Source organism: Streptomyces sp. TM32, from assembly GCF_004122755.1.
GTDB lineage: Bacteria > Actinomycetota > Actinomycetes > Streptomycetales > Streptomycetaceae > Streptomyces > Streptomyces sioyaensis.
This window is the reverse complement of the sequence record NZ_SDIG01000134.1, coordinates 1-18,968: the sequence shown is the minus strand read 5'-3', so window position 1 is coordinate 18,968 and position 18,968 is coordinate 1. Positions and strand designations below refer to the sequence as shown.

Annotated in this window: 14 protein-coding genes, 3 tRNA genes and 3 pseudogenes; 11 read left to right on the top strand and 9 right to left on the bottom strand. The window is 69.1% G+C overall.

Annotated elements, in window-relative coordinates; translation table 11 throughout:
- Window positions 1-524: transposase (locus EST92_RS24205; protein ID WP_135789061.1), on the bottom strand; the 524-nt coding region annotated here is incomplete at its 3' end.
- Between the two features lie 327 nt (window positions 525-851).
- Here EST92_RS24205 and EST92_RS24200 point away from each other — a divergent pair.
- The 3 genes from EST92_RS24200 (at window position 852) to purM (ending at window position 4,625) form a co-directional block, all read left to right on the top strand.
- Complete coding sequence (locus EST92_RS24200) at window positions 852-1,649, top strand: maleylpyruvate isomerase family mycothiol-dependent enzyme (protein WP_129282912.1); 798 nt, start codon at window positions 852-854, stop codon at window positions 1,647-1,649.
- 311 nt (window positions 1,650-1,960) lie between these two features.
- Window positions 1,961-3,520 carry an amidophosphoribosyltransferase gene (purF, locus tag EST92_RS24195; protein ID WP_129282911.1) on the top strand — a complete coding sequence of 520 codons (1,560 nt, stop codon included), beginning with the start codon at window positions 1,961-1,963 and terminating at the stop codon, window positions 3,518-3,520.
- A gap of 34 nt (window positions 3,521-3,554) precedes the next feature.
- On the top strand, window positions 3,555-4,625 hold the full coding sequence (purM, locus tag EST92_RS24190) for a phosphoribosylformylglycinamidine cyclo-ligase (RefSeq protein ID WP_006604678.1): 1,071 nt from the start codon (window positions 3,555-3,557) through the stop codon (window positions 4,623-4,625).
- 177 nt (window positions 4,626-4,802) lie between these two features.
- Here purM and EST92_RS24185 read toward each other — a convergent pair whose 3' ends face one another.
- On the bottom strand, window positions 4,803-5,048 hold the full coding sequence (locus EST92_RS24185) for a DUF3073 domain-containing protein (RefSeq protein WP_129282910.1): 246 nt from the start codon (window positions 5,046-5,048) through the stop codon (window positions 4,803-4,805).
- 315 nt (window positions 5,049-5,363) lie between these two features.
- Window positions 5,364-6,485 carry a Glu/Leu/Phe/Val dehydrogenase dimerization domain-containing protein gene (locus EST92_RS24180; protein WP_129282909.1) on the bottom strand — a complete coding sequence of 374 codons (1,122 nt, stop codon included), beginning with the start codon at window positions 6,483-6,485 and terminating at the stop codon, window positions 5,364-5,366.
- 197 nt (window positions 6,486-6,682) lie between these two features.
- Here EST92_RS24180 and EST92_RS24175 point away from each other — a divergent pair, with 197 nt between their 5' ends.
- On the top strand, window positions 6,683-7,519 hold the full coding sequence (locus tag EST92_RS24175) for a hypothetical protein (protein WP_129282908.1): 837 nt from the start codon (window positions 6,683-6,685) through the stop codon (window positions 7,517-7,519).
- 511 nt (window positions 7,520-8,030) lie between these two features.
- Window positions 8,031-8,237 (top strand): developmental transcriptional regulator BldC, encoded by a 207-nt coding sequence (bldC, locus tag EST92_RS24170; protein WP_003949541.1) that lies wholly within the window; start codon window positions 8,031-8,033, stop codon window positions 8,235-8,237.
- Between the two features lie 511 nt (window positions 8,238-8,748).
- Here the strand turns inward: bldC and EST92_RS24165 are convergent.
- From EST92_RS24165 to hrpA, 3 genes are all read right to left on the bottom strand, one after another.
- Window positions 8,749-8,982 carry a DUF6274 family protein gene (locus EST92_RS24165; protein ID WP_129247869.1) on the bottom strand — a complete coding sequence of 78 codons (234 nt, stop codon included), beginning with the start codon at window positions 8,980-8,982 and terminating at the stop codon, window positions 8,749-8,751.
- A 345-nt stretch (window positions 8,983-9,327) separates the two neighbouring features.
- Window positions 9,328-9,402: transfer RNA gene (locus tag EST92_RS24160), tRNA-Asp, on the bottom strand.
- A gap of 93 nt (window positions 9,403-9,495) precedes the next feature.
- Complete coding sequence (gene hrpA / locus EST92_RS24155) at window positions 9,496-13,620, bottom strand: ATP-dependent RNA helicase HrpA (RefSeq protein WP_129282907.1); 4,125 nt, start codon at window positions 13,618-13,620, stop codon at window positions 9,496-9,498.
- 140 nt (window positions 13,621-13,760) lie between these two features.
- On the opposite strand from hrpA, the gene EST92_RS24150 reads away from it, so the two are divergent.
- Window positions 13,761-13,979: a hypothetical protein gene (locus EST92_RS24150; protein WP_254068982.1), complete on the top strand. Its 219-nt coding sequence runs from the start codon at window positions 13,761-13,763 to the stop codon at window positions 13,977-13,979.
- A gap of 44 nt (window positions 13,980-14,023) precedes the next feature.
- Here the strand turns inward: EST92_RS24150 and EST92_RS24145 are convergent.
- Window positions 14,024-14,097 (bottom strand) — tRNA-Phe (locus EST92_RS24145).
- Between the two features lie 4 nt (window positions 14,098-14,101).
- A tRNA-Asp gene (locus EST92_RS24140) sits at window positions 14,102-14,176 on the bottom strand.
- Between the two features lie 452 nt (window positions 14,177-14,628).
- On the opposite strand from EST92_RS24140, the gene EST92_RS24135 reads away from it, so the two are divergent.
- From EST92_RS24135 to EST92_RS24120, 5 genes and pseudogenes are all read left to right on the top strand, one after another.
- Window positions 14,629-15,009, top strand: coding sequence for a hypothetical protein (locus EST92_RS24135; protein WP_129282906.1), 381 nt, complete (start codon window positions 14,629-14,631; stop codon window positions 15,007-15,009).
- Between the two features lie 21 nt (window positions 15,010-15,030).
- The gene (locus EST92_RS31230) at window positions 15,031-15,183 is read left to right on the top strand and encodes a hypothetical protein (protein ID WP_154073993.1); all 153 of its coding nucleotides are present in this window, start codon (window positions 15,031-15,033) and stop codon (window positions 15,181-15,183) included.
- A gap of 183 nt (window positions 15,184-15,366) precedes the next feature.
- Window positions 15,367-16,109 (top strand): annotated as a pseudogene (locus EST92_RS24130) (IS256 family transposase); the annotation flags it as partial.
- Between the two features lie 55 nt (window positions 16,110-16,164).
- A pseudogene (locus EST92_RS24125) lies at window positions 16,165-17,082 on the top strand (ISAzo13 family transposase); the annotation flags it as partial.
- A gap of 90 nt (window positions 17,083-17,172) precedes the next feature.
- Window positions 17,173-18,780, top strand: coding sequence for an ISL3 family transposase (locus EST92_RS24120; RefSeq protein WP_343283808.1), 1,608 nt, complete (start codon window positions 17,173-17,175; stop codon window positions 18,778-18,780).
- Window positions 18,781-18,860: 80 nt separating this feature from the next.
- Here EST92_RS24120 and EST92_RS24115 read toward each other — a convergent pair.
- Window positions 18,861-18,968: pseudogene (locus EST92_RS24115) on the bottom strand (hypothetical protein); the annotation flags it as partial.

The following is an 18,968-nucleotide window of genomic DNA, read 5'->3' as shown; positions in this document are numbered from 1 at the left end:
GCCACCGCGTTGAGGGCTGACCGCAGGCACTCGGACACCAGCTCCAGCTGATTCAGCGCGCGCACCGCCGACAGCACGTGGGTTGAGTCGGTCCGTGCTCTCCCGCCGCCGGCCACCAGTCCTCGCTCCCGGGCTGCGGTCAGGATGCCGTCCAGGACTTCGCGCCCGCCCTCGGCGCCGATCAGCCGGTCCCGAAACTCGCAGAGCACCGAGTAGTCGAAGCCGGGATCAGTCAGCTCCAGCCCGAGCGCGTACTTCCAGTCGATCCGGGCCCGCACCGCCTCGGCGGCCTGCCGGTCGGTGAGGTTCTCCACGAACTGCAACACCAATACCAGGGCTAGCCGACCCGGTGACCAGGCACGTTTCCCCCGCGCTGGGAACAGACCCGAGAAGTGCTCGTCCGTGAACATCACGCCCAGCTCGTCCCGCACCCTGATGGCCAGACTGCCCTTCGGAAACGCCGCCCGTGCCACCCGCACCGTCTCCGCCGGAACTTCCCCCGGCACCAGCGGCTCCATCGACACCCGAACCCCACCCCAAACACAAACGTCGGTCTCCAAGACCACAACCAGGTCTTGGAGACCGACGTCACGCATGCCCCGCAATTCGCCAACAGCGTCCCACTACGGGGAGGGGCCGTCGGCGTTTCCCCGTACCTGAACCGAGGACCGCTGACGTCCTGGCGCACCCGGCCGGCGCCGCGCGCATGCCGCCCGGCTGCCCGACCTGCCGGTTGCCCGGCACCGAACCCGCCCGGGATCACGAGGGGTTGGCCACCCGGTACGGGTGCGTACGCGCCCGCCGCCGGAATCCCGGCGCGACTGTCAGTGGCGCCTCGTAGGGTGACGCACATGCCTCCTGCCGCCCGGAAGCCGCGCCCGCGCCGGTACGACCCGAAGAAGACCCGCGCCGCCGTCACGGCCCAGCTCGCTCACGTCCAGGAGGCCGTAAACGCGCTGTCGCCCGGCCAATTGGCGCTGCCGACCCGGCTCGGCGACTGGACGGTGCGTGAGCTGGTGGCGCATCTGTCGTTGACGATCGGCAGCGTGGCGCGCGGCCTGGCGCAGCCGGTTCCGCCGCGGGCGGCGGCCACCCTGCTGGAGTGGCCGTCGGCGGCCGCCCCGCTCGCCTCGGACATCGACGAGCGCACCCGCGCGCTGGCCGCCGCCCACGATCCCGTGGAGCTGCTGGCGCGCACCGCGGCGGAGTTCGCCGAGGTCGTCCTGCCGGAGCCCGACGACCGGCCGCTGCCCTCCCGGCCCGGCGCGATGACGCTGGCCGACATCCTGGTCACCCGCTGTGTCGAACTCGTCGTGCACTCCGACGACCTGGCGGCGGCGACCGGCCAGGAGATCCCCCTCGACCGCCAGGCGCTGGCCGCCACCACCCGCCTGCTGGCCGACGTCCTGGCGGACCGGGCGCCCGGCGGGTCGGTGGAGCTGCGGATTCCGCCGTTCGCCGTGGTGCAGTGCGTGGCGGGCCCCAAGCACACCCGCGGCACCCCGCCGAACGTCGTCGAGACCGACCCGCTGACCTGGATCCGGCTCGCCAGCGGCCGTACGTCCTGGGCCGAGGCGCGGGACGCGGCGACCGTCAGCGCCAGCGGCGAGCGGTCCGATATCGGCGGATATCTGCCCCTGCTGAGCTGACGAGGCGGGCTCGGCGCCGGGCGGGGGCGAGGGTCCGGTGCCCGCAGCGGCGGCGGTCGCGGGGCGTCGCGCATCTCACACGGAGCGGGCCGCGTCCCCGCGGCCGCATGCTCCACCCGGCCGTCGCTCCGCGTCCCGGGCCCCGGCCGGGCACCAGGTGAGCCAAGGGATCCGGGGGGCGCCGGGGCGGCGGGCCGCCCCCTGCGAGGCGTGGGCACGTCACGGCGAGCGGCCCCTGGTTCATGCACTCGTCCAGATCCCGAGCCATCCCCGGTTCGGATGAATCCGCGACCTGCCCTAGACTCGGTGCCGTGCCACGTGGTGACGGACGACTCAGCCACGACCTGCTCCCCGGCGAGAAGGGCCCCCAGGACGCTTGCGGCGTCTTCGGTGTCTGGGCTCCGGGTGAAGAGGTCGCCAAACTCACCTATTTCGGGCTGTATGCGCTGCAGCACCGTGGACAGGAGTCCGCGGGCATCGCGGTGAGCAACGGCTCCCAGATCCTCGTTTTCAAGGACATGGGCCTGGTCTCCCAGGTCTTCGACGAGACCTCGCTCGGCTCCCTGCAGGGCCACATCGCCGTGGGCCATGCCCGCTACTCCACCACCGGTGCCTCGGTGTGGGAGAACGCCCAGCCGACGTTCCGTGCCACCGCGCACGGCTCCATCGCGCTCGGCCACAACGGCAACCTGGTCAACACCGCCCAGCTGGCGGACCTTGTCGCTGCGCTGCCCCGTGAGGGCGGCCGGGCGACCCAGGTCGCGGCCACCAACGACACCGACCTGGTGACGGCCCTGCTGGCCGGCCAGGTCGGCGAGGACGGCAAGCCGCTGACCGTCGAGGAGGCCGCCCCGCGCGTCCTGCCGAAGGTCATGGGCGCCTTCTCGCTCTGCTTCATGGACGAGCACACGCTCTACGCCGCCCGCGACCCGCAGGGCATCCGCCCGCTGGTCCTGGGCCGCCTGGAGCGCGGGTGGGTGGTGGCCTCCGAGACGGCCGCCCTGGACATCTGCGGCGCCAGCTTCATCCGCGAGATCGAGCCCGGCGAGATGGTCGCCATCGACGAGAACGGCCTGCGCAGCAGCCGCTTCGCCGAGGCCCGCCCCAAGGGCTGTGTCTTCGAGTACGTCTACCTCGCCCGCCCGGACACCGACATCGCCGGCCGCAACGTGTACCTCTCCCGGGTGGAGATGGGCCGCAAGCTCGCCGCCGAGGCACCCGCCGACGCCGACCTGGTGATAGCGACTCCGGAGTCCGGCACCCCGGCCGCCGTCGGGTACGCCGAGGCCAGCGGCATCCCCTACGGCTCGGGCCTGGTCAAGAACTCCTACGTCGGCCGGACCTTCATCCAGCCCTCGCAGACCATCCGCCAGCTCGGCATCCGCCTCAAGCTCAACCCCCTCAAGGAAGTCATCCGCGGCAAGCGCCTGGTGGTCGTCGACGACTCGATCGTCCGCGGCAACACCCAGCGCGCGCTCGTACGGATGCTCCGCGAGGCCGGCGCGGCCGAGGTCCACATCCGGATCTCCTCCCCGCCGATCAAGTGGCCGTGCTTCTTCGGCATCGACTTCGCCACCCGCGCCGAGCTGATCGCCAACGGGCTGTCGGTCGAGGAGATCGGCAAGTCCCTGGGCGCCGACTCCCTCGCGTACATCTCCATCGACGGCATGATCGAGGCGACCACGATCGCCAAGCCGAATCTGTGCCGCGCCTGCTTCGACGGCGAGTACCCGATGGAGCTGCCCGACCCGGATCTGCTGGGCAAGCACCTCCTGGAATCGGAGACCGCGAGCCGGACGAAGTCCGATGTGGACGGCGTCCAGACGCTCACCGCCGGGGTCGGCGGCGCCGATGCGCTGCGTCGCCCGTAGAGCTCGTCCACACACGACAGGAAAGTTCTCAGCCATGTCCGCTGAATCCTCCGGTGCCAGCTACGCAGCCGCGGGCGTCGACATCGAAGCCGGCGACCGCGCCGTGGACCTCATGAAGGAGTGGGTGAAGAAGGCCACCCGCCCCGAGGTCGTCGGCGGCCTGGGCGGTTTTGCCGGCCTCTTCGACGCCTCCGTCCTCAAGCGGTACGAGCGTCCGCTGCTCGCCTCGGCGACCGACGGCGTAGGCACCAAGGTCGACATCGCCCGCAAGATGGGCGTCTACGACAGCATCGGCCACGACCTCGTCGGCATGGTCGTCGACGACCTGGTCGTCTGCGGCGCCGAACCGCTGTTCATGACCGACTACATCTGCGTCGGCAAGGTCTACCCCGAGCGGGTCGCCGCGATCGTCAAGGGCATCGCCGAGGGCTGTGTGCTCGCCGGCTGCGCGCTGGTCGGCGGCGAGACCGCGGAGCACCCGGGGCTGCTGGGTGCGGACGAGTTCGATGTCGCCGGTGCCGGCACGGGCGTCGTCGAGGCCGACCGGGTCCTGGGCGCGGATCGCATCCGTACGGGCGACGCGGTGATCGCCATGGCGTCCTCCGGGCTTCACTCGAACGGGTACTCGCTGGTCCGCCACGTCCTGTTCGACCGTGCGGGAATGGCCCTGGACCGGGAGATCCCGGAGTTCGGCCGCACACTCGGCGAGGAGCTCCTGGAGCCCACCAAGATCTACTCGCTGGACTGTCTGGCGCTGACCCGCACGACCGAGGTGCACGCCTTCTCGCACATCACCGGCGGCGGCCTCGCCAACAACCTCGCCCGCGTGATCCCGGACGGTCTGCACGCCACGGTCGACCGCGGCACCTGGACGCCGGGCCCGGTCTTCGACCTGGTCGGCTCGGCCGGTGCGGTCGAGCGCCTGGAGCTGGAGAAGACCCTGAACATGGGCGTCGGCATGATCGCCGTCGTCCCGCAGGAGTCGGTGCAGGCCGCCCTGACCACGCTCGCCGACCGCGGGGTGGACGCCTGGGTCAGCGGCGAGATCGTGGACCGCGGTGACCACGCAGAAGCAGTGACCCTGACCGGTGACTACGCGAGCTGAGCAGCCCGACCGGGCCGGCGCCCGCACCGGCAACCACCGGTGCGGCGCCCGCACCCGTCGTCATACGGTGCGCAGCGGACGTCCCACCCGCCGTCATCCGGGCAGCACAGAACCCGGTCCGGGCAATGCCCAGGACCGGGTCCGCGATGCTGTAGCGGGTGCCGCGAGCGCAGAGCGTCAGGCGCGCCGACGCTGCTCGGACGAGTCGCCCTCGTCCTCATCGTCGTCGTTGTACAGCTCTGCGTACCGTGCGTACGGGTCGTCGTCCTCGTCCTCCTCGAACGGCTCTGCGTTCGGAGGCTGCTGGTTCGACGGTGTTGCACCCAGCTCGTCGGCCAGTCGTGAGAGATCCGTCCCACCGCTGCTGTACTTCAGCTGGCGGGCGACCTTTGTCTGCTTGGCCTTGGCCCGGCCGCGCCCCATGGGTCGACCCCCTCAATGACGGGGCTCGATGGCCCCAGAGTCTTGACACGCGTTCATGGATCAGAGCGGGCTCTCGACAGAGAGACCGGCCCGTAGGGCTTTAACGGTACCTGCTTCCGCGGCCATACGGTACGTCGCCCGCATCACCCGCCGCTCGGCACGACCTGCAAGGTGCCCCGTCCCCGCTGGTCAACTGCGATTTTAACCTGTCCTGTCCGGCGACCCGCCGACGGGTGGTGAGGGATGTCTCCCCCGACCGCCCGCGGCGGGTCGCGCAAGGCTGTCTTTCCGGCCGTCCCGGCCGTTCCTGCTCGGTCAGGCGCGCCGCCGCGCCTCCGCCATCCGCTGCTCGGCCAGACGGTCGGCGGCCGCGGCGGGCGGAATGCCGTCGGCCTTCGCACGCGCGAATATCGCGAGCGTGGTGTCGAAAATCTTCGCCGCCTTGGTCTTGCAGCGGTCGAAGTCGAAGCCGTGCAGCTCGTCGGCCACCTGGATGACGCCGCCGGAGTTCACGACGTAATCGGGGGCGTAGAGGATGCCGCGGTCGGACAGGTCCTTCTCGACGCCGGGGTGCGCGAGCTGGTTGTTGGCGGCACCGCACACCACCGTCGCGGTCAGCACCGGCACCGACTCATCGCTGAGCGCACCGCCCAGCGCGCACGGCGCATAGACGTCCAGGCCCTCGGTGCGGATCAGTTCCTCGGTGTCGGCGACGGCGGTGACCTGCGGATGCGCGGCGCGCACCCGGTCGACGCAGTCGCTGCGCACGTCCGTGATCACGACCTCGGCGCCGTCCTGGAGGAGGTGCTCCACCAGGAGGTGGCCGACCTTGCCGACGCCGGCGATGCCCACCTTGCGGCCGCGCAGCGTCGGGTCGCCCCAGGCGTGCTGGGCCGAGGCGCGCATGCCCTGGAAGACGCCGTAGGCGGTCAGGACGGAGGAGTCGCCGGCGCCGCCGTTGGCGGGGGAGCGGCCGGTGGTCCACTTGTTCGTCCGGGCCACGACGTCCATGTCGGCGACGTAGGTGCCGACGTCGCAGGCCGTGACGTAGCGGCCCCCGAGGGAGGCGACGAACCGGCCGTAGGCGAGCAGGAGTTCCTCGGTCTTGACCAGATCGGGGTCACCGATGATCACGGCCTTGCCGCCGCCGTGGTCCAGTCCGGCGAGCGCGTTCTTGTAGGACATGCCGCGCGACAGGTTGAGGGCGTCCAGCACGGCCTCCTCCTCGGAGGCGTAGGCATGGAAGCGGGTGCCGCCGAGGGCGGGGCCCAGAGCGGTGCTGTGGATGGCGATCACGGCCTTGAGGCCGCTGGCGCGGTCCTGGCAGAGAACGACCTGCTCATGGCCCCCCTGCTCCGTTCGGAACAGGGTGTGCAGAACGCCGCCGTCGGTGCCGGCGGGGGCCGGACGTACGTCAGTCACTGTGGTGACTCCCATAGGTCGCGAGGGATGCCCTCGTGGGGGTGGAGAGGGCCGGTTGACAAGAGCGTAAGACCTGCCGGGCCGGTTGATCCGTCGGGTGCCGAGGATCACCCTCTCCCGGGGGACGGGCGTGGGACGATCTGGTCGTATCGCAGGCCGGCGGGGGCCTTCGGGAGCTCCCGGCGGCGGACTCCCCCTTTGAAGGAGCGGGCGTGGCCCTGGCGTCGTCGGTGAAGGTCCCGTACATGGCATATCTACGGGTCTATGAGCCGTTGGCTGCATTCCCCGAGCCGGAACGCTCTCACTGGGCGCGCTATGCCAAGCGGGAGGACACCCCGACCGCCCAGGACGAGCAGCGCCGGGCGCTGGCCGATCTGCTGCCGACCCCGCCGGTGCCGGTGCCGGTCCACGAGAGCGCGGACGCCTTCGTCGCCGTCGTGGACGAGGTGACGTGCGTGTGCCCGTGGCGCACCCGGCTGCGCGGCTGGCAGGCCCTGGAGGAGTTGCCCGAGTTGTTGCCGGCGTCGGTGCTGGATGCGGCGCTGCCCCCGGTGGTCCGGCTCCAGGCGGCCACCGACTACGAGCGGTGGCGCGAGCGCAACCCGGACGCCCGGCCCTGGATCCGCGGGGCGACCTGGCACGTCCCGGTCCGCTGGTTCGTGCTCTTCGACGACGGCGAGCGGGAGTACGCGAAGAGTGACCAGGCGCCCGTGATGCGTTACCGGACGCCGATGGTGCAGGCCAGACGCCGGGTCGCGCGAGCGCTGCGTACGCTGCGGGACGCGCTGGAAGAGGGGCCGCTGATCGCGGGCCTGGTAGATGTGGGGCGCTGGCTTGAAGAGTTCCACCCGCGTTCGCTCGTGGAGCTGGACTACGGAGGGCTGGTGCACGCGGTGCCCGAGGGGCAGCTCGCCGAGGACCATTCCGCCGCCGAGGTGGCGGAGGGGCTGGCGGCGCTGCGCGACGGGGACGGTGAGCGGGCCGGTGCCGCGTACGAGAAACTCTCTCAGCGGTGGCGGGCGGTGCGCGAGCGGCAGTTCTCCAGCTGAGGGGCGGACGTCCAGAGGTTCACGATGCGGAAGCGCTGCGTACGCTTACCGGTGGTGGGGCGGTAAAGGACGTAGGTCCTTATCCGGGCGATTGCCGCAAGCGTGACCTAAAGCACTGACTTCGGGTCTTGCTCCCAAGCCATACCCTCGTGCCAAAATAGGACAAGGAGCCCGACCTGGGCTCCTTCCGTCCAACTAAGGGCGGATAGATCGGTATTGCGTTCCTTGAGGGGTCTCGTGGCGGCTGAGCACGTTGTGACTGATCGTCACGGTCGTGTGACTGTCCGCTATGGCACGGTCCATCGGCATCCGCCGAGGTTGAACACCTGAGAGGGCAATTCCATCGGTTTGGCCGACGTGGCTGGACAGATGGTGTAGTTGTAGTGCCGAGGACAAGCCGTTCGTCCTATAACCGACTCGGCCCGCGTCCGCCATTTCGGGCAACGTGGGTCAAGGTGCAGAATTTAGAGGAAAGAACCGTGATGGTTCGGTTCTCCCGAGGAGGCCGCTCATGACCGCTCGCACCCCTGACGCCGAGCCGCTGCTTACCCCCGCCGAGGTCGCCACGATGTTCCGTGTGGACCCGAAGACGGTGACCCGCTGGGCCAAGGCAGGCAAGCTCACGTCCATCCGTACGCTCGGTGGACACCGGCGTTACCGCGAGGCTGAGGTCCGCGCACTGCTCGCGGGCATTCCGCAGCAGCGCAGCGAGGCCTGAATAACCGCATAACCAGGTCGTTTTCGGGGCCCCCAACCCGAAAATGCCTACTTTGCACCACCATGCTTCACATAGCTCCATATGACGCGGCGCCTGCCCCAACGGGCCCCACACCCGCTCCACCTGGGTACGTCATCGATCGCGCTGGACTCCGCCGGGTCCAGCGCGATTTTTTTGCCTGCGTCCACTCCAGGGCCCGTCAGGGCGCTCGGGCCGGCCTGGCGCCGACGACCTCCCGGACGCCGGTCAGGGTGCCTTCACGGGTCCTGCGAGGGCCTTTCCGCGCGGACTTGGCGTCCCCGTTCGGGGCCCGTTCCTGGGTGGTGCAATTGCACATATTAAATTGACTGGTTGTAGGGCGGCGGTAAGTTCCGCATCTCGCCAAACTTGTTCGGTGACACCCGTCACACTACGCCGCGCTTGAAGGCGATACGTCCGCTGCGATAGAGAACGGCACCCGCCACGCTTCACAGCCTGGCAGCGCGCGGCCGGCGAGGCACGCGGCAATTGGTCACCGGGCCGCGGGACTTTCGTCCTCGGCTGCCGGCGGCTCGCACGGGGCCGGGGACGGTTCGGGGGCGGACCCGGGCGCCGGAGGCCCGGAGCGGCCCGTGTGCGGCTCCATGGCGAGCCGTAGCAGCTGGTGGCAGATGGGGCAGTGCCGCGTCAGATGGCGGTAGCCCGTGGCGGCTGCCAGGTGGGCCCGCAGCAGCGCCCTGGTCTCGTGCCGTACCGCTGTGCTCATCACAGACCCCTCCCTGCCCCCGCACCCTTCCTCCGTGGGTACCGGCGGTACGTGCCGCCGTCAATACAGCGGGCCGCAAACCGGCTACGGAGCGCATCGGGCGGGGAGGGGGAGAGGGGGTAGCACTACGGCTCGTGTCCCGGGAGAGGTGGACGGAGGTACGGCCCGCGGTCCGAAGGGTGCAGGGGCCGGACGGCGACGCGGCCCGCACCGGAGGCGACGCGGGCCGCGGAGGGGGCTCCTGACGGAATGTGCCGTGTCCGAGGGTGGTCGGCGCGACGGGCTCAGCGACCGGGGCCGGACAGCAGAACGGCCCGCACCGAAGAGGTGCGGGCCGTAAAAATGCGGTCCTGACGGGATTTGAACCCGCGGCCTCCACCTTGACAGGGTGGCGAGCACTCCAAACTGCTCCACAGGACCTTGCGTGTGCTTTCCGCTTGCGGCGGGCTGCGAAGCAAGACTGTACAGCAGGTCAGGGGGTGCGGTCGAACTCGATACCGGTGGCCCTGGTTCCTACGGCGCGGCGGCGTCCACCGCCTTCACGATGCGCTTGTCGGAGACCGGATACGCGGTCCCCAGGGCGTGGGCGAAGTAGCTCACCCGGAGCTCCTCGATCATCCAGCGGATCTCCCGGGCCGCCGCCGGCACCGGGCGGCCCTGCGGGAACTGCTCCAGCAGCCAGGCGTATTCGTCCTGCATCTCCTTCACCTTCGCCATGCGGGTGCGGTCCCGCTCGGCGTTGGTGGGCAGCTGCTGCAGACGGCGGTCGACGGCCACCAGATAGCGCATCAGGTCCGGCAGCCGCTTGGCGCCGTGCGCCGTCACGAAGCCCGGTCCGATCAGCGCCGCCAGCTGCTCCTTGATGTCCGTGAGCGACGGAAGCAGGGAGGGGAAGGTCGTCTCCTTCAGCCGGCGCTCGCAGGCCTGCCAGGCGGCCAGCACCTCCTGCACCTGCTGGATGGTCCTCAGGGTGACGTCCACCAGGTCGGCGCGGACCGCGTCGAAGAGCTTCCGGAAGGACTCCTCGTCCCACGCCGGGCCGCCCCGGGCCGCGATCAGGCGGTCGGCGGCGGCCGTCACGCAGTCCTCGAAGAGCGCCGCGATGGAGCCGTGCGGATTACGGGACAGCGCCAGCTTCTGCTGATTGCTCAGCTTGTCCTGGGCGAACTTGGCCGGGTTGGTGGGGATGTTGAGCAGGATGAGCCGGCGGGTGCCCGCCCACATCGCGGTGAGCTGCTCGGCCTCGGTGTCGAAGAGGCGTACGGCGACGCTGCTGCCCTCGTCCACCAGCGCCGGGTACGCCTTGAGCGGCTGGCCGGCGCGGCGGGTCTCGAAGGTGCGGGGCAGCGTGCCGATCGTCCAGGACGTCAGGCCGGTGCGCTGCTCGGGGCCGGCCGGCCGGCCGTCACCCGCGCCGCCCGTGCGGTCCCCGGCGGGCCGCTCGGCGGCCTGCTCGAAGGCCTTGGAGATGGCCGCCCGGGTCTTCGGCTTGAGCTTCAGCCGCAACGCCTCCAGGTCCTTGGCCTCGGCGAGCTTGCGGCGCCGCTCGTCGACCACCCGGAAGGTGATCTTGAGGTGGTCGGGAATCTTGCCCGTGTCGAAGTCCGCGGCCTCGACCGGTACGCCCACCATGCGCTGGAGACCGGCCGCCAGAGAGGTCGTCAGGGCGCCCTGCAAGGGCACGGTGGAGTCCAGGAAGCGGGCCGCGAAGTTCGGCGCGGGGACGTAATTGCGCCGGATCGGCTTGGGCAGCGACCGGATCAGCTCCGTCACCAACTGCTCGCGCAGGCCCGGGATCTGCCAGTCGAAGCCCTCGGCGGAGACCTGGTTGAGGACCTGGAGGGGGATGTGGACGGTCACGCCGTCCGCGTCCGCGCCCGGCTCGAACTGGTAGGTGACCTTGAACTTCAGCTTTCCCTGCCGCCAGGAATCCGGATAGTCGTCCTTCGTGACGGCCTCGGCGGATTCGTTGATGAGCATCGAGTGCTCGAAGTTCAGCAGCTCCGGCTCTTCCCGGTGCTTCTTCTTCCACCAGGCGTCGAAGTGCGCCCCGGAGACCACGTCGGCCGGGAGGCGCTGGTCGTAGAAGTCGAAGAGCGTCTCGTCGTCCACGAGAATGTCGCGGCGCCGGGCGCGGTGCTCCAACTCCTCTACCTCGCCGAGGAGTTTGCGGTTGTCATGGAAGAACTGGTGGTGGGTGCGCCAGTCGCCCTCGACCAGGGCGTTGCGGATGAACAGATCGCGCGAGGTCTCCGGGTCGATCCGGCCGTAGGCGATCTTGCGCTGGGCGACGATCGGGACGCCGTAGAGCGTCACCCGCTCGTAGGCCATCACCGCGGCCATCTTCTGTTCCCAGTGCGGCTCGCTGTAGGTCCGCTTCACCAGATGCTGGGCGAGCGGTTCGATCCATTCCGGCTCGATCTTCGCGTTCACCCGCGCCCACAGGCGGGACGTCTCGACCAGCTCCGCCGACATCACCCAGCGCGGCGCCTTCTTGAAGAGCGCGGAGCCGGGGAACACCGCGAACTTGGCGCTGCGGGCGCCCAGATACTCGTTCTTGGCGTCGGTGTCCTTGAGGCCGATATGCGAAAGCAAACCAGAAAGCAGGGAGGTGTGGATGTGGTCCGGCGCCGCGTCCTCCTCGCTGAGGTGGATGCCCATGGTCTTGGCGACCGACCGCAGCTGCGAGTAGATGTCCTGCCACTCGCGTATCCGCAGGTAGTTCAGGAACTCGCCGCGGCACATCCGGCGGAAGGCGGAGGAGGACAGCTCCCGCTGCTGCTCGCGGACATAGCGCCAGAGGTTGAGGAAGGCGAGGAAGTCGGAGCTCTCGTCCTTGAAGCGGGCGTGCTGCTGATCGGCCTGCTGCTGCTTGTCGGCGGGCCGCTCGCGCGGGTCCTGGATGGACAGCGCCGCCGCGATGACCATGACTTCGCGGACGCAGCCGTTGCGGTCCGCCTCCAGGACCATCCGCGCCAGCCGCGGGTCGACCGGCAGCTGGGCGAGCTTGCGGCCCATCGGCGTCAGCCGCTTCTTGGGGTCCTTCTGCTTGGTGTCGAGCGCGCCGAGCTCACTCAGCAGATCGACGCCGTCCTTGATGTTGCGACGGTCCGGCGGGTCGATGAAGGGGAACTTCTCGATGTCACCGAGGCCGGCCGCGGTCATCTGGAGGATGACGGAGGCGAGGTTCGTCCGGAGGATCTCCGCGTCGGTGAACTCGGGGCGGGAGAGGAAGTCGTCCTCGGAGTAGAGACGGATGCAGATGCCGTCGCTGGTACGGCCGCAGCGGCCCTTGCGCTGATTGGCGCTGGCCTGCGAGATCGGCTCGATGGGCAGCCGCTGGACCTTGGTGCGATAGCTGTAGCGGGAGATCCGGGCCATACCCGGGTCGATGACGTACCGGATGCCGGGGACGGTCAGCGAGGTCTCGGCGACGTTCGTGGCCAGCACGATGCGTCTGCCCGTGTGCCGCTGGAAGACGCGGTGCTGCTCGGCGTGCGACAGCCGCGCGTACAGGGGGAGGACCTCGGTGCTGTCGGCGACGTGGCCGCCCGCCCGGTTGAGCGCCTTGTTGAGCGCGTCCGCGGTGTCGCGGATCTCCCGCTCGCCGGAGAGAAAGACCAGGATGTCGCCGGGCCCCTCGGCCCGCAGCTCGTCCACGGCGTCGCAGATCGCGGTGATCTGGTCGCGGTCGCCCTCCAGATTGTTCGCAGCCTGGCCGCCCTCCTCCAGCAGCGGGCGGTAGCGCACCTCCACCGGATACGTACGGCCGGAGACCTCGACGATCGGCGCACTCGGCGTCGCCCCGGCGCCGTCCCCGGCAGCCTCCGCGGCGCCCGGGGCCTGTGCGGCGCCCGGACGGTCCGACGCCTGCACGGCGGCGAAGGTACCGAAGTGCCGCGCGAACCGCTCCGGGTCGATGGTCGCGGAGGTGATCACGAGCTTGAGGTCCGGGCGCCGGGGCAGCAGCTGGGCCAGATAGCCGAGAATGAAGTCGATGTTGAGGCTGCGCTCGTGCGCCTCGTCGATGATGATCGTGTCGTACTGGCGCAGCTCCCGGTCCGTCTGGATCTCGGCGAGCAGAATGCCGTCCGTCATCAGCTTGACCAGGGTGTCGCCGCCGACCTGGTCGGTGAAGCGGACCTTCCAGCCGACCGCCTCACCCAGCGGGGTCTTCAGCTCCTCGGCCACCCGCTCGGCGACCGTACGGGCCGCGATCCGGCGCGGCTGGGTGTGCCCGATCAGGCCCCGGACGCCCCGGCCGAGCTCCAGGCAGATCTTGGGGATCTGCGTCGTCTTGCCGGAGCCGGTCTCGCCGGCGACGATCACGACCTGGTGGTCGCGGATCGCGGCGAGGATCTCGTCCTTCTTCTGGCTGACCGGCAGCTCTTCGGGGTACGTGATCCCGGGCACCGCGGCACGGCGCCGGGCCACCCGCAGCTCCGCCTCGTCGACACCGCCGGCGATCTCGGCGAGCACGGCCGCCCGGGCTTCGGGCTTACGGATCCGGCGCGCGCCGTCGAGTCGGCGCCCCAGCCGCTGCTGATCGCGCAGCATCAGCTCGGGAAGACGCTTCAGCAGCTCGGGCAGGGTGGGAGCGGTGCCGTCGGGCAGGGCGGAGGCAGGCTGACTGGACATACGTCCCCCAGGATCTCACCTCGCGTAAACGACTGGCGAACCATTTGCCCGCGCAGGGCGGCACACCGGCACCGGGCCGGTGCGGGGGCCACCGCAAAAACGGGTTTCCGGCGCTTTCGCGGGTGCGTGAGGATGACCGCATGGACAACGGATCACGACGAGTGGCCGGCGCGGCCCTGATGGCCGCGGGTATCGCCTTCGCCGCCTGGCTCGTCTTCGGCGCGCCGCACGACTGGGACGGAGACGTGCGGCTGCTGCGGATGGCGCTGGGCCTGGGGGCGACGGCGGTGATCAGCGGTGGTGCCCGGCTGATCTTCTGGCAGCCGTCGAGCGAACGCGGCGGGACCGGGCGGAAATGAAGTGGGCCCCGATTCGAGGAATCGGGGCCCACTTCCAAAAGGTGTGGCTGGGGCCGGGGTCGAACCGGCGACCTATCGCTTTTCAGGCGATCGCTCGTACCAACTGAGCTACCCAGCCGCAGCGGTCCTGACGGGATTTGAACCCGCGGCCTCCACCTTGACAGGGTGGCGAGCACTCCAAACTGCTCCACAGGACCTTGCATTGTGCGAAACCGGCGCGAACCAGTCTCCCACACGGTGATGCGTGCCCCCAACGGGATTCGAACCCGAAATCGTTACCTCCCTGACCTGCGGAAACGCCGGAGAATCGGACATTAGGGCCGGTTTCCGTCGTCCTGCATCGCTCTCGATCGCTCTCGATCGGGCTCGCGTGCTGACACGTCAGCACGGAGTGGGTGGCATTGCAACGGCAAACACGCCCCGGCGAGAACCCAGAAATTACGCGGTTCTACCCCATCCGCATACGACAACATGCAAACCATGAGGCCCTCCACCCCGAGGCACGGCAATGGGGCGGGCGACGCTGCGAACGGCCATGGTCTCGCATCGGCGCAACAGCCGCAGCGACCGGCTCCCACACTGCCAGATCCCACCCATCCCGCCTGTCGACGGGAAGGCGTGTGCAGCGATACGTAGACTCACGCAAGTTATGGAATATTCGGGCAAGCGGTACCTTGTTCCTAAGGTTCCCGATCTCGCGCGGATCGTGAAGGTGCTCGGCGGGACTCCGACCACTTACATGCCCCAGGGCCCGAAGGCCACGGAACTGTTCAGCACGGCATGTCTGGCGACGGCAGCGCAAGCCCGAGCGACGAAAGCCGCGCGTGAGGCACAGAGAGCATTGGCCGAGGCTGGCGCGGACGATGAGCTGGCGTCGCTGAGCAAACTCACGATCGTGGCAATGGAAGAGGGTGATGACCGGCTCGATGCCGTGCCACAGCTGCGGTACTGGCAGATCTCCAACATCGCTGTCGCATTGCGAGACCTGCGCGAGCAAGCGCCGCAGGCTGATCCGCTAATTGAGGCATGAGCCGATGCCGCCCGCGCACTAATGATCCTTCTGGAGGCCCGCCTCAACCTCAGGGCCGAGCACCGGAAGCATCTGACCGCGGTGTTGGCTGAAGCCGAGGAGATGCTCACCAGCGCCCGGTCCAACACCGCACGCCTGCCCCACTGGCTCCGCCAGCCCGGCAATCTCACCTGATCGGCCGCACCTCGGGCTTCCGGCTCCCAGCTCGCCTCGCGACGGGGGAGTGTCCAATAGACGGCGGATCTGATGATCAAGGAGACGCCTGAAATGAGCGAGACCGTCAGCGAGCACGAGACGGTGGAGGAGCCGGTCGTCGAGTCGGCCGCGGAGGCGGTGTCGGACGAGCAGTTGATCTCGATGTTGGTCGACCGGGCCCGTTCCGACGGGCTGCAGCTGACCGGCGAGGGAGGGCTACTGCAGCAGTTGACCAAGCGGGTGCTGGAGTCCGCCCTGGAGGGCGAGATCACCGATCACGTCGGCTATGACAAGCACGACGCAGTAGGTCGCAACAGCGGCAACTCCCGGAACGGCACCCGTTCGAAGACCGTGCTGACCGATGTGGGCCCGGTCGAGGTGAAGGTGCCCCGGGACACCGTCGGCACCTTCGAGCCGCAGCTCGTGAAGAAGCGGCAGCGCCGGCTGACCGGCGTGGATGAAATGGTGCTGTCGCTGTCCGCGAAGGGACTCACACACGGGGAGATATCGGCTCATCTGGCCGAGGTGTACGGCGCGGAGGTGTCCAAGCAGACCATCTCCACGATCACCGACGCGGTGATGGAGGGCATGGCGGAATGGCAGGCCCGGCCGCTCGATCGGGTCTATCCGGTCGTCTTCGTGGATGCGATCAACGTGAAGATCCGCGATGGCAAGGTCGCCCCTACGTCGCGATGGCCGTCACCGTCGAGGGCACCCGCGACATCCTCGGCATCTGGGCCGGTGACGGCGGCGAGGGCGCCAAGCACTGGCTCCAGGTCTTCACCGAGCTGAAGAATCGCGGCATTGAGGACGTCCTCATGCTCGTCTGCGACGGGCTGAAGGGCCTGCCCGACGCCGTCGAGACAGTCTGGCCCCGAACTGTCGTCCAGACATGCATCGTTCACCGAAGCCGTCAAAGAACAACGCGTTGCTTCGCGGGGTCGAGCTCGTTGCTGTGGTATGTGCATATCCGACGAGGTCCGCGGCCAGTTGGCGAGGCGTTTCGACGTTCTGCTCCCGCACCTGAACGAGCGTCAGCGGCGTCTGGCGCTGGCGACCGAGGCCCGGCTGCTCGGGCATGGAGGCGTCGGTGTGGTTGCACGCATAGCCGAGGTCAGCGAGACGACGGTCCGCAAGGGTGTGTTCGAACTCGAGGCTGGGGTCGATCCGCTGCCCGAGGGACGTGTCCGGCGCCCTGGCGGCGGGCGGATGCGGGCCGAGGAGATCGATCCTGAGCTGGTTCCGGCGCTGATGGCGCTGGTCGAACCCGACGAGCGCGGTGATCCGATGTCGCCGCTGCGCTGGACAACGAAGTCGCTGCGGCACCTGGCCGCAGAGCTGTCCCGGCAAGGGCACCGCGTGACCGCTCCCACGGTGGGCCGGCTGCTCAAGGAACACGGGTTCAGCCTGCAGGGCACCGCCAAGACCCTGGAAGGCGATCAAAACCCGGACCGGGACGCGCAGTTCCGCTATATCAACGAGCAGGTCAAGGGACACCAGGCGGCGGGCGAGCCTGTGATCAGCGTGGACGCGAAGAAGAAGGAACAGATCGGGCAGCTGCCGATGCCCGGACAGGAATGGCGGCCGGCCGGACGGCCCGTCGAAGTCGAGGACCACAGCTTCTTCGCCGGCCCGCACGTCCAGTCCGTCATCCCGTACGGGATCTACGACATGACCACGAACACCGGCTGGGTGAACGTCGGCACCGACCACAACACCGCCACGTTCGCCGCCTCGTCCATCCGACGCTGGTGGCAGGCCCGCGGCCAGTACGACTACCCGGCGGCGTCCCGGCTGCTGATCACCGCGGACGCCGGAGGCTCCAACAGCTACCGCTACCGGGTATGGAAAGCCGAACTGGCTGCGTTCGCCGCCGAGGCTGTCCCCGTACTCGTCTGAGTGCACCACCGAGTACGGAGATAAGGGCTCTGTCGCTGATCTTGTGACGCAGCGTTCGATTGATCGTTGGTGCGGGTGTGTGGTTCAGATGGGTTGCAGAAGGTATTGCCGCATCTGTCGGCCGTAGTGATCGAGTCGGTTCAGAGGTCGGAGGAAGGTGTCGTGTTACGTACACGTTCGCGTACGTCGTCGGCGCGGTGCCCACGCTGCGAGGAGCGTTCCCTCCGGGTCCACGGACGGTACGAACGACGCCTGAGGGACGTTCCGTTGGGTGGAGTGCCGGTGGTGATTGTGCTGCTCATACGGCGGTTCAAGTGCCTGGCGGCCGACTGCCCGGCAGTGACGTTCGCGGAGCAAATACCAGGACTGACCGGCCCGCACGCCCGCTACACCCCGGTTCTGCGTGGCCAGTTGAGCCGTATCGCCGAAGTCCTGGCCGGTAGACCCGGAGCCAGGCTCGCCGGAAGACTCGGCATGACGGTTGCCAAGGACACCCTCCTACGACTCCTTCGGGCCGTTCCACTCCAATCACCGGAGCCGGTCCGAGTTCTCGGAATCGATGAGTTCGCCCTGCTCAAGGGGCATACCTACGCCACAGTCCTGGTCGACCTCGAAGCCCGACGGCCGATCGACGTCCTGCCCGGCCGGGAAGCCGAGCCGGTGGCCCGCTGGCTCGCCGACCATCCCGAGGTTCAGATCGTGTGCCGGGACCGCGCCACGGCCTACGCGGAGGCCGCCAAGCAGGCCGCTCCGCAGGCGGTCCAGGTCGCAGACGTGTGGCATCTGTGGAGCAACCTGGCGAAGGCCGCCGAGAAGACGGTCGCCGCCCACTACGGTTGCTTGCGCTCCGCCCATGAAGCCGCCGCTGTCGCCAACGAACCGAATCCGCCTCCAGTGCCGGACGGCTTCCTGGATGTCCATGGCCGGACCCGCCGCATCGTCGCCACGATCCGCGAGCGGCATCGTGCCGTCCACAAACTCCGCGCCGCAGGCCGGTCCTTATGTGGCATCAGCCGCGACCTGGACCTCGACTACTACTCGGTCCGCCGCTACGCACGGACGGAGAACGTCGAGGAGCTGCTGGTCAAGGTCACTCAGCGCCGGACGAAACTGGACGACTACAAGCCCTACATCTACCGGCGCTTCACCGAGGGCTGCCACAACGCCAGACAGCTCTTCCGCGAAGTCCGTGACCAGGGCTTCCCGGGTGAACGGACGGCGGTCCGCCGCTACGTCCGTCTCCTGCGGGAAGGCATGGTGACGACACCTCCGCTGCCGGCGCTGCCCAAGCCCCGTCGAGCCCTGCGCTGGATCATGACGCATCCCGAACGCCTGCGGCCCGACGAGGCCGTCGGTATCAAGGAGATCCGCGCGGCCTGCCCCGAGCTCGATGCCACCGTCGATCACGTCCGCGCGTTCGCCGGCCTGATGCACGAGCACCGCGGCGAAGACCTACCCGCGTGGATCGCGAGTGTTGATCAAGACGACTTGCCGCACCTGAGCCAGTTCGCCAACGGACTCCTGCACGATCTCGACGCGGTCACCGCCGGCCTCTCCAGTTCCTGGAGTTCTGTCCAGGTAGAAGGCCAGGTCACAAGGGTGAAACTACTCAAACGGGCCGGATACGGCCGAGCCAAACTCGACCTCCTCCGCACCCGAATCCTCCTACGAACCTGACCAGCCACATCACAAGATCAGCGACAGAGCCCTCTCATCCGTACTCGGTGGTGCACTCAGACGAGTACGGGGACAGCCTCGGCGGCGAACGCAGCCAGTTCGGCTTTCCATACCCGGTAGCGGTAGCTGTTGGAGCCTCCGGCGTCCGCGGTGATCAGCAGCCGGGACGCCGCCGGGTAGTCGTACTG

Bases quoted from the DNA above. Each gene is read 5' to 3' on its own strand.
- EST92_RS24200 (WP_129282912.1), top strand. From the start codon at position 852: ATGCCTCCTGCCGCCCGGAAGCCGCGCCCGCGCCGGTACGACCCGAAG.
- purM (WP_006604678.1), top strand. From the start codon at position 3,555: ATGTCCGCTGAATCCTCCGGTGCCAGCTACGCAGCCGCGGGCGTCGAC.
- EST92_RS24185 (WP_129282910.1), bottom strand. From the start codon at position 5,048: ATGGGGCGCGGCCGGGCCAAGGCCAAGCAGACAAAGGTCGCCCGCCAG.
- EST92_RS24180 (WP_129282909.1), bottom strand. From the start codon at position 6,485: ATGGGAGTCACCACAGTGACTGACGTACGTCCGGCCCCCGCCGGCACC.
- bldC (WP_003949541.1), top strand. From the start codon at position 8,031: ATGACCGCTCGCACCCCTGACGCCGAGCCGCTGCTTACCCCCGCCGAG.
- EST92_RS24165 (WP_129247869.1), bottom strand. From the start codon at position 8,982: ATGAGCACAGCGGTACGGCACGAGACCAGGGCGCTGCTGCGGGCCCAC.
- hrpA (WP_129282907.1), bottom strand. From the start codon at position 13,620: ATGTCCAGTCAGCCTGCCTCCGCCCTGCCCGACGGCACCGCTCCCACC.
- EST92_RS24150 (WP_254068982.1), top strand. From the start codon at position 13,761: ATGGACAACGGATCACGACGAGTGGCCGGCGCGGCCCTGATGGCCGCG.
- EST92_RS24135 (WP_129282906.1), top strand. From the start codon at position 14,629: ATGGAATATTCGGGCAAGCGGTACCTTGTTCCTAAGGTTCCCGATCTC.
- EST92_RS31230 (WP_154073993.1), top strand. From the start codon at position 15,031: ATGATCCTTCTGGAGGCCCGCCTCAACCTCAGGGCCGAGCACCGGAAG.